This window comes from Bacteroides acidifaciens, assembly GCF_024623065.1.
GTDB classification, from domain to species: Bacteria; Bacteroidota; Bacteroidia; order Bacteroidales; family Bacteroidaceae; genus Bacteroides; species Bacteroides acidifaciens.
In genome coordinates this window covers 55,369-65,604 of record NZ_JANJZR010000021.1, presented here as the reverse complement: position 1 = coordinate 65,604, position 10,236 = coordinate 55,369, and the positions used below count along the sequence as shown (strand labels likewise).

General features: G+C 47.2%; 6 protein-coding genes and 2 pseudogenes. 4 read left to right on the top strand and 4 right to left on the bottom strand.

Annotated features, from left to right (window positions below):
- Positions 1 to 115 precede the first annotated feature (115 nt).
- Positions 116 to 229, bottom strand: a pseudogene (locus tag NSB03_RS20975) (calycin-like domain-containing protein); the annotation flags it as partial.
- A gap of 96 nt (positions 230 to 325) precedes the next feature.
- On the opposite strand from NSB03_RS20975, the gene aroC reads away from it, so the two are divergent.
- Together aroC and NSB03_RS08615 are read left to right on the top strand one after the other, a co-directional pair.
- Positions 326 to 1,402: a chorismate synthase gene (gene aroC / locus NSB03_RS08620; protein WP_024987294.1), complete on the top strand. Its 1,077-nt coding sequence runs from the start codon at positions 326 to 328 to the stop codon at positions 1,400 to 1,402.
- A gap of 14 nt (positions 1,403 to 1,416) precedes the next feature.
- On the top strand, positions 1,417 to 2,781 hold the full coding sequence (locus NSB03_RS08615) for a dipeptidase (RefSeq protein ID WP_024987293.1): 1,365 nt from the start codon (positions 1,417 to 1,419) through the stop codon (positions 2,779 to 2,781).
- Between the two features lie 557 nt (positions 2,782 to 3,338).
- Here NSB03_RS08615 and NSB03_RS08610 read toward each other — a convergent pair.
- Both NSB03_RS08610 and NSB03_RS08605 read right to left on the bottom strand, forming a co-directional pair.
- On the bottom strand, positions 3,339 to 3,803 hold the full coding sequence (locus NSB03_RS08610; protein ID WP_128824327.1) for a transposase family protein: 465 nt from the start codon (positions 3,801 to 3,803) through the stop codon (positions 3,339 to 3,341).
- On the bottom strand, positions 3,757 to 4,245 hold the full coding sequence (locus NSB03_RS08605; protein WP_024987291.1) for a helix-turn-helix domain-containing protein: 489 nt from the start codon (positions 4,243 to 4,245) through the stop codon (positions 3,757 to 3,759). The genes NSB03_RS08610 and NSB03_RS08605 overlap by 47 nt, the downstream gene beginning before the upstream one ends.
- A 109-nt stretch (positions 4,246 to 4,354) precedes the next feature.
- On the opposite strand from NSB03_RS08605, the gene NSB03_RS08600 reads away from it, so the two are divergent.
- On the top strand, positions 4,355 to 7,693 hold the full coding sequence (locus tag NSB03_RS08600) for a SusC/RagA family TonB-linked outer membrane protein (RefSeq protein WP_135037511.1): 3,339 nt from the start codon (positions 4,355 to 4,357) through the stop codon (positions 7,691 to 7,693).
- A 27-nt stretch (positions 7,694 to 7,720) separates the two neighbouring features.
- Positions 7,721 to 9,850 (top strand): RagB/SusD family nutrient uptake outer membrane protein, encoded by a 2,130-nt coding sequence (locus NSB03_RS08595; protein ID WP_257466332.1) that lies wholly within the window; start codon positions 7,721 to 7,723, stop codon positions 9,848 to 9,850.
- A gap of 250 nt (positions 9,851 to 10,100) precedes the next feature.
- Here NSB03_RS08595 and NSB03_RS20755 read toward each other — a convergent pair.
- Positions 10,101 to 10,224 (bottom strand): annotated as a pseudogene (locus tag NSB03_RS20755) (endonuclease/exonuclease/phosphatase family protein); the annotation flags it as partial.
- Positions 10,225 to 10,236: the final 12 nt, after the last annotated feature.

The following is a 10,236-nucleotide window of genomic DNA, read 5'->3' as shown; positions in this document are numbered from 1 at the left end:
CTACAGACGGACGCGACAAGAAAAGCTGGGGTAAGAGCTATAATATTATGACTGAAGAGAATTTAAACAGGCTCTTAGTGAACAAATAAAGTCTCATTCTGTTATTGTCAGTCTCTTTTTTTACCGTACATTTGTCTATTACGATATCACCGAACTTCATGGCAGCTCCATTCAGGAACAGTTCAAACTCTTTCAATTCCATTTTCACCTCCGTGTCGCCTACTTGGGAATATGCTTCCTTTTTTGAAGATATTTTGAGTTCACAACAATCTTATCGAAAACTTTGTTATATTTGCATACAGTAATTTTAAAAAAAGCCACAACTATGTTTAATTCATTTGGCAACATCTTTCGGCTCACCAGTTTCGGCGAGTCTCATGGAAAAGGAGTTGGGGGAGTGATTGACGGATTTCCTGCAGGAATTACCATCGACGAAGAATTTGTACAGCAAGAACTGAATCGCCGCCGTCCGGGACAATCTATCCTTACCACACCACGTAAAGAAGCCGATAAAGTAGAGTTCCTTTCCGGTATTTTCGAAGGCAAATCCACCGGATGCCCTATCGGTTTTATCGTATGGAACGAGAATCAGCACTCTAGTGACTACAATAATCTGAAAAATGTATATCGTCCTTCACATGCTGACTACACTTACACCGTGAAGTATGGCATCCGTGACCACCGCGGCGGCGGACGTTCTTCGGCACGCGAAACGATTTCGCGCGTTGTTGCCGGTGCTTTGGCCAAGTTGGCGCTTCGCCAGTTGGGAGTCAGCATCACCGCTTATACATCGCAGGTAGGCGCCATCAAACTGGAAAGCACGTATTCTGATTATGACCTCGACTTGATAGAAACCAACGACGTGCGCTGTCCCGACCCGGAAAAGGCGAAGGAAATGGCAGACTTTATCTGTAAGGTGAAAGGGGAAGGCGACACCATCGGCGGCACGCTGACCTGTGTCATTAAAGGATGCCCCATCGGACTGGGACAACCCGTTTTCGGCAAACTTCATGCTGCCTTGGGCAATGCCATGCTAAGTATCAACGCTGCCAAAGCATTCGAATACGGCGAAGGATTCAAGGGACTGAAAATGAAAGGTTCCGAACAGAACGATGTTTTCTACAATAACAACGGACGCATTGAAACACATACCAACCACTCAGGTGGCATCCAGGGCGGTCTGAGCAACGGACAGGATATTTATTTCCGTGTTGTCTTCAAACCTATCGCCACCATATTGATGGAGCAGGAAACGGTCAACATCGACGGAGTAGACACCACATTGAAAGCCCGCGGACGCCACGATGCCTGTGTACTGCCACGTGCCGTGCCTATCGTGGAAGCAATGGCAGCCATGACCATACTCGATTATTATCTGCTGGATAAGACCACGCAACTTTAATCCTTATTTAAGTTATGAACGAAATCAAGAAATATATTGCCGCGAACGAACCCAAAATGATGGAAGACTTGTTCAGCCTCATCCGTATTCCAAGTATCAGCGCACTGCCGGAACATCACGACGATATGCTGGCGTGTGCCGAACGTTGGGCGCAACTGTTAACAGAAGCCGGAGTGGACGAAGCGCTGGTGATGCCCTCTAAAGGCAACCCGATTGTCTTCGCCCAAAAAATAGTAGACCCGGATGCCAAAACCGTGCTGGTCTACGCCCACTACGACGTAATGCCAGCCGAACCGCTGGAACTTTGGAAAAGCCAGCCGTTCGAACCGGAAATACGGGACGGACATATCCGGGCGCGTGGAGCGGATGATGACAAAGGACAATCTTTCATTCAGGTGAAAGCGTTCGAGTATCTACTTAAAAACGAGCTATTAAAGAATAATGTGAAGTTCATCTTCGAAGGAGAAGAGGAAATCGGTTCTCCCAGTCTGGAAGCGTTCTGCGAGGAACACAAGGAACTTCTGAAAGCAGATGTAATCCTCGTTTCGGACACGAGTATGCTGGGTGCAGAGCTTCCTTCGCTGACTACGGGCCTGCGCGGACTGGCTTACTGGGAGATAGAAGTCACCGGACCGAACCGGGACTTACATTCCGGACATTTCGGCGGTGCGGTAGCTAATCCCATCAACACACTTTGCCAGATTATCAGCAAAGTGACGGATGCCAACGGACGGATTACCGTTCCCGGATTCTACGACGACGTGGAAGAAGTTCCGCAAGCCGAACGGGAAATGATTGCGCATATTCCTTTTGATGAGAAGAAATATAAAAAGGCTATCGGAGTGAAGGAAGTTTTTGGGGAGAAAGGATACAGTACGCTGGAACGCAACAGTTGCCGTCCGTCTTTTGACGTGTGCGGCATATGGGGCGGATATACGGGAGAAGGTTCGAAGACCGTACTCCCGTCAAAAGCTTACGCCAAAGTTTCCTGCCGGTTGGTTCCGCATCAGGACCATCATAAGATTTCTCAGATGTTTGCTGATTATATACGCAGCATCGCTCCCGACACAGTGCAGGTGAAAGTTACCCCGATGCACGGCGGACAGGGTTATGTGTGCCCTATCTCCCTTCCTGCTTATCAGGCGGCAGAAAAAGGCTTCGAGATAGCTTTCGGCAAGAAACCGCTGGCCGTGCGCCGCGGCGGTAGTATTCCTATCATTTCCACTTTCGAGCAGGTGCTGGGAATCAAAACCGTATTGATGGGCTTCGGACTTGAATCGGATGCCATTCATTCTCCGAATGAGAACTTCTCGTTGGACATTTTCCATAAAGGCATCGAAGCAGTGGTCGAATTTCATAAGGAATACGCAAGAATGTAACACTCCGGCCACCCCATCGGAAAACTAAACGAAGAACGGTAGACAGGCTTACAACCAAGCATCTGTCTACCGTTCTTTTGTTTGTGTACGGACAAACCGATAATAGAGAAAGACTAAGGAAGAATTGCCTAAACTTTACATCTCCGTTGCCTAACGACTAACGGCCGGAATGCATAAATTTATTCGTCTGACTATAGTGTTTTTTTCGTCTGACTATAGTTAGACGAAACGAACACTATAGTCAGACGCAAGTTCAACTATAGTCAGACGAATAGTTTGCAGTAAGAAAAACAACAGTCGTTCGCATTGCAACCGATAGGCCGTCGCAAGAGAAAAATTAGATTTCAGGTAGCGTACGTTCAGTGAAACAACCAAATATTATAAAAAATATCAAAGCGATTCAATTATCGCAATAGATTATTTGCTACATTTGCAGAGTCGTTATAAATATAGCAAATAAACTCAAAAAAACGCAGTACATAGGAACATTTCCTCCAAATGTCCGCCCATCGTTATTTTGAGTTATCACTACTTATTTATAATAGACATTATATAGATTAATTTGTTATATGACTCATTTTTTGACTGATTCTGAAATTGTGTAATCCACAAGCAATAAGAATCACCATATCTTCGAAACCGAATTTATGGCATCTGAATCGTTCTTTGACAATACGGCATTTTTTCATACCACCTATGGCATGCTCCACTTTAATTCTGATTCCGGAAATCCGCTTGTTTTCTTGTTTTTCAGCACTAGTAAGCTCTTTTCCTTTAGGTTTCTTTTTTGGCATGCATATTTCAACCCCATCCGGCCTGTGTCCGATGAAGCCTGTATCTTGCCAGAGTCTAATACCTTTGGGAAGTAGAAGAGGTTCTTCATCACAAATCTTTTTGTCATGGACATGACCTTCGTATGTGGAGCTCAGCCATACAATCCTAAGATTGTTGGTACATAACAGGTTATTCTTTATGCTATGAGTTTTTTTTACCACTATAACATGCAGACTGCCTGTCTTCATCCAAAAGGCGTTGAATAGGTCGCTCGGTTCCGTCCAACAAGACTTCTTCGCATCCTTGAAGGATGTGTATCAGACGTTTGGAGTTACGGTCCGGCAATTCACCAAGCGTTTTCAATGTACGCCGGAGAATCTCTGAAAGCAGATGAATCCATCTATTGGCCTGGGGCTGGGTCATCTCAAACTGAATGGCATGGAGTTCCTGAAGGGGATTGGTCTTCAGATATACCAATATGAAGAACATTTTGTCCTGAATCAGAGGCAACACACTGGTCTTCCTGTTGTAAGATATACGTTGACGCACTTTACCTTCCAAGGTAAAATGGCTGTAATATTCATCCCAATGGTACTTGAAAGTTATTAATAAGGCGTCAAACTCAACAGGAGTTAATCCTGTCGCTGCAAGCACTTGGCTATGACGGTGGCGAATCTTGTCGTAATACATCTATTGAACTTTTTAGAACACAAAGATAAGTCAAAGAACGCTTTAATCAATTATTCGATATAAACTCTAATAGAAGGAATTTTATTTATTAACTAAAAAGAATCTAAGTATGAAAAAGAAATCATGTAGATCCAAGCATTATTGGTTCTTGTTTGCTCTGACGGTTCTCTTTCTGTCGGTCGGGTATCCGGCCTCGGCAGCTTCACCTACGCATGAGAGCAACGTTCGTGGCAACAATGAAAGCGAAAGCGTGGCTCCCCTTCCCCAACAATCGAAGAAACATACCGTAAAAGGAGTTGTGATGGACAAGACGAAAGAAACCGTCATCGGAGCTTCCGTCATTATCCCCAACACAACGGTCGGATGCATCACCAACTTGGATGGAGAATTCACGTTGGAGGTAGACAAACTTCCTGTCACGCTACAAGTGAGCTACGTCGGTTATAAAACGATGGAAGTAAAAGTAACCGACAGCAACATGGTCCAGATTATCATGGAAGACGATTCGAAACAGTTGGAAGAAGTAGTCGTAGTGGGCTACGGTACGCAAAAGAAAGCCAATCTGTCGGGTTCGGTCTCTACGGTGAAGATGGACGAAGTGTTGGGCAGCCGTCCGCAACCCAACACGGCGGCAGCTCTTCAAGGTGCCATCCCCGGACTTACCATCAGTAGTGGCAGCAACACGCCGGGACAGACTGGGAAAAACATCCAGATTCGCGGTTCCGTTACCTTCTCGAACAAAAACAATGAAACGACTGCATTATCACCGCTGATACTGATTGACAACGTTCCCGGCGACATCGATGCACTGAATCCCGAAGACATCGAATCGGTGACGGTATTGAAAGACGCCTCGTCGGCAGCTATCTACGGAGCACGCGCGGCGGCAGGAGTTATATTAATCACGACCAAACGCCCCAACAAGGAGGAAAAAATAACAGTCAGCTACAACAACAACTTCGGTTTCGTCAAGGCTGCCAACACTCCCGAACAAGTAGGTCTCGAAACCTTCCTTCCTATCTACAAAGAGACATTGGGCAACACGTATGCAGGCGGTAACAGCCAAAACATTGACTCATGGATGGAATATCTGAACCTGTACAATACCAACCGCAGCGCATTGTCAGATTTGGGAACCTTCTACGAAGATACCGGTATCTTGGTGGCCAATGCAGACAACAAGCGTTATTATCTGAAACAGGAAAGTCTCTACGACCGCATGCTTGAGACAGGTTTTTCACAAACCCATAACTTCACGGTGAGCGGTGCTTCGGAACGTGTGCGTTTCCGTATGTCGGGCAACCGCTATACGGAAAACGGTCCGTTGCAAGGCGACAAGGACAACTATAAACGTATGACATTCAACGGAATGATATCGGCAGACGTAACCAAATGGTACACTCAAGAGGCTACCTTCAACTACTCGCAACAGAAACGTGACTTTCTGAACGATGAGAGCGGTTTCTTGTACTCCACCCGTCTACACAACTTCCTGCCTGACGGCCTCGACCCCAATGGTAACATCATCAAAACGCCGCTTGCCATCATCCAAAACAGCAACGCACGGCATACAACGATCGATACGCCCCGCTTCTTCCTAAAATCTATCGTCCGACCCTTGAAAGGACTGGAAGCCATCTTTGAGTACACTTACCAAAAGCAAGCTACCGACTTCAATTACTATTCCGGCAAATGGTCGGCAAGCGACATACAGGAAGGGGTATCTTCCATGCCTTCCGGAGAAGACTATTACATAGCACGCCATTTTTACAACACGCGCAACGCTTACAATGCTTACGCCACTTACAAATTCAATCTGCTCAACGAACACAACTTCTCCATCATGGCAGGTTTCTCACAGGAAGACTACGACTACGCTTACTACAACACACGGGCAGAGAAACAAGCGTTGATAGACATCCCTTCCATGAGCGGGGCACAAGGCAAAGTCACCACAAACGATGAATACCAAAGCTATGCCATCCGCAGTGGTTTCTTCCGTTTCAATTATGACTATCAAGGCAGATACCTGCTGGAAGTGAACGGACGTTACGACGGTTCTTCCAAATTCCCCAAAAACTCTCGGTTTGCTTTCTTCCCCTCATTCTCACTCGCCTGGAACCTGGCAGAAGAAAAATTCATGGAAGGCACACGCAACATCATCGACCAAGTGAAACCCCGTCTCTCTTACGGTTCCATCGGAAACCAGAATTCGGCCGGCTACTACGATTACCTTGCCACAATGGGACTGAAAACACAATCTACCGTATGGCTCAACGGCAACGACAACGGTTATATGACCATCATCGAAGCTCCCGGACTGATAAGCTCCAACTTCACTTGGGAAACAATCACCACTACCAACGTCGGAGTAGACTTTGCGTTGCTCAACAACCGCCTGACAGGTAGCTTCGAGTGGTATCAGCGTGAAACGAAAGATATCCTCTCTCAGAGTGTCGCCCTGCCTGCCGTATTGGGTGCCAACGCCCCCAATCAGAATGTGGGCAAAATGCGGACACGCGGTTGGGAAATCCAATTGGCTTGGCGCGGAAACATCGGAAAGAAGGTAGGCTACAACATCGGACTCAACCTTTGGGACTACAAATCCAAAATCACATCGCTGAACTTCAATGAAGACAAGAGCCTTGCCTACCTGTACGAAGGCAAGACAGCAGGCGAAATCTGGGGATACCGCTACGACGGTTTCTACACGGTAGACGATTTTGAAGACACGAAAACCTGGAAACTGAAAGAAGGAGTACCCACCTTGCAAGGATACAGCCCCCGACCGGGTGACTACAAATTCAAGAACCTGCGCGACGGCGACTACAACGCTGACGATGTGAACAACATCAACAATGGTAACAATACCGTCAGCAAACCCGGTGATATGGAAGTTATCGGTAACACAACTCCCCGTTTCCAGTATGGTATCAACCTGGGAGCGAACTATGCAGGCTTCGACCTCAACATCATGTTGCAGGGAGTGGGCAAGCGCGATTATTTCAGCAACGGCCAGTTGTTCTACACCTTCATGCCAACCGATGTAGCCTTCTCGCCCATCTTTAAAGGAACAACCGACTACTGGACACCGATGAGCACAGACCCCGAAGACCCCAACTACATGGTAGCAGCCAATCCGAACGCCAAATTGCCGCGTATCTGGGGAAGCAGCACTTCTGCCGTAGCCAACCAGGGCTCCAACCGCCGCACCAACGACCATATGCTGAGCAGTGCCGCTTATATGCGCATCAAGAACGTGACGTTGTCTTATTCGTTCCCGAAACAATGGCTGAATAAGATTCAGGTCAGCCAATTACGCCTGTTCGTAAGTGCCGAGAACCTAGCAACCTTCACTTCACTGCCAACAGGAATCGACCCGGAAACACTGTCTTGGGGCTATCCGCTCTACCGCACGGTTTCCTTTGGCGCAAATATCTCATTTTAGTTATTACTTTAAAAAAAAGACCGATATATGAAAAAAATAATACAGACCTTGACAATAGCGGCAGCATTGGGACTGACGGGATGTAACGATTCTTATCTGGAGCGGCTCCCGACAGATAAAGTAACCGAAGCGACAGCGTTTACTTCATTCACTACCAGTTCCACTTACTTACTGAACCTCTACGAAGTATTCAGCGGAGCATACACCTCCTTTCAGGGACCTATCAACGTGTCGGGTGCATTGGGAACTTCCACCCGCGACATCTATTCGGGACTGCTGACCAATTACGGCACAGGAATAGGCAACGTCACCAACCCCTATGCAGCCCAAACAGTAAGTATCCCTACGAAAGACGGTACATATTCCAATCCCTACATTTGGATACGCCGTGCCAACATCATGCTGAAGCATATCGACGAACCGGCGTGTACAGACCAAGAGCGGCTGCATCTCGAAGCCATCGCCCGGTTCTTCCGTGCATACTGCCACTATGCGCTGATGATAAACTACGGTGATGTCATCTACGTAGACCATCTGCTTGACGACGCATCACCCGAGTTGACGAAAGCGCGCGACTCACGCCTCTATGTTGCCGACCAGATTTACAAAGAACTGGATTGGTGTATCAAAAACATACAGGACGACCTTGCCGAGCCCAATACGCTGAACAGCGACGTAGTGAAGGCCTTCATGTCGCGATTCACGCTTTTCGAAGGAACGTGGCGCAAATACCACCAGGTGGACGAATCCGAATGTGCGTCTAAGGAATACATCACCGGCAGCCAACTGCTCAATGTATGTGCCACAGTTTCCAAAGAGTTAATCGAACGTTACCCCACCCTGTACACTGGTAACTCGCAGGATACCCATCCCGGCAAAGGATGGGGAGAGATGTGGACAACGGAAGATCTTCAGGACATCCCCGGCGTATTGCTCTACGTGAGATATGTGGAAAACTACAAAATGCACCGCTTGGGACACTTCGAGCACATCGCTTCGGCAAGTCTCGAAATGCCGCAGTCTACCGTAGACCTCTACCTGACCAAAGATGGATTGCCCATCCACAATCGCAATGCCAAGCACTACGACTACAACCCGGCGGACAAATCCTATACGGAAGGAGAAACATACGACTATGCCAACTGCAATGTGTACCGCACTTTCCGTATGCGCGACCCGCGTATGTGGCAAACCATCATGCCGCCCTACCACGTGTCAGGACTTGGAGAAGCAAATAGCTACAAACTTGACAAATCGAACGATGGCAAATGGATGGAGTATCTCAACCAGTTTGCTCCACGCGGTATTTACGATGCCAATAACGACACATACAAGATTCCGAACTTAGCTGCCGGATACCATCAGATACCATCCCACAAGGCCTTGCCGAGTAGTAACTGGGCAGGAAACTACCTGAAAAACGTTCCCAACGTAGCCACCTGCGAGGTAGGAAACGATCAAATCGCCACTGGTGGCGAACAGCTCATATACGCCGGAAAAGCCTTCCAACGTGGCAAGAGCGGCTATTTCGTATGGAAACATCATGCGGCGTGGGACAAACAGGACCAGAACAATCCTATGGAAATATCAGACAAGCCTGTCTTCAAGATTGAAGAAGTAATGCTCAACTACGCTGAAGTCATGTACGAACTGGACAAATTCGACCAACCCGTAGCCGACCTGACCATCAACAAACTGCGCGACCGTGCCGAAGTGGGAAGAATGCAGGTAAGCGCAATCGGAGACGACTTTGACCCCGACCGCGATAAGACCGTAGACCCCGTTTTATGGGAAATACGCCGCGAACGTCTGATAGAACTTATGGGCGAAAGTTTCTCATGGGAGGATGTACGCCGCTGGAAAAAAGCCGACTATTTTGTCAACAAACAGCCTTACGGAGTTTACCTCGACAACGTATCAGCTACCTTCAACAACGGAAAAGCTACCACAGGCGGAACCGGAATCCTGAACCTGACAACCAAGATGGAAGCCTCGGAAGCAGAACTTGCCACTATGGGCAACGCCGGACATCTCTATTACTACCTCGATCCTGTATCGGCAGGCAAAGGATGGCAAGAGAAATATTACCTGTCTCCTATTCCTTCGGACGAATTGCTACTGAACAAAAAACTGGAACAACAGACGTTGTGGCAATAACATTCGGATAACCTGAAAGCAAACAGTCCGCCGACAACCTCCGAAGGTTGCAGGCGGACTGTTTGCTTTATCCTTCCTCCTATAAGACCCGATATATCACACGGTAATATCCAATAAAACCTTCCCTTCTACATTGAGTACTCTGACTCTCATTTCCTCTTTCTTTTTCTATAATCAAGTGTTTTTTTCGGATTTGGGAAGATGGGAAGATACGCTGTCCGGCAAAGGAATGGTCTGCAAGCGAAGCGGGACTACAGACGTCATCCATGCCATTCGCGTTTTTGATGTTGTAGCTCATCAGTTTCAGTATATACTGAGCCTGCCATGGAAAAAATAAACAGAACATCAACAAGTAATAAGAAAATCTTTTTTATTACTTGTATGTT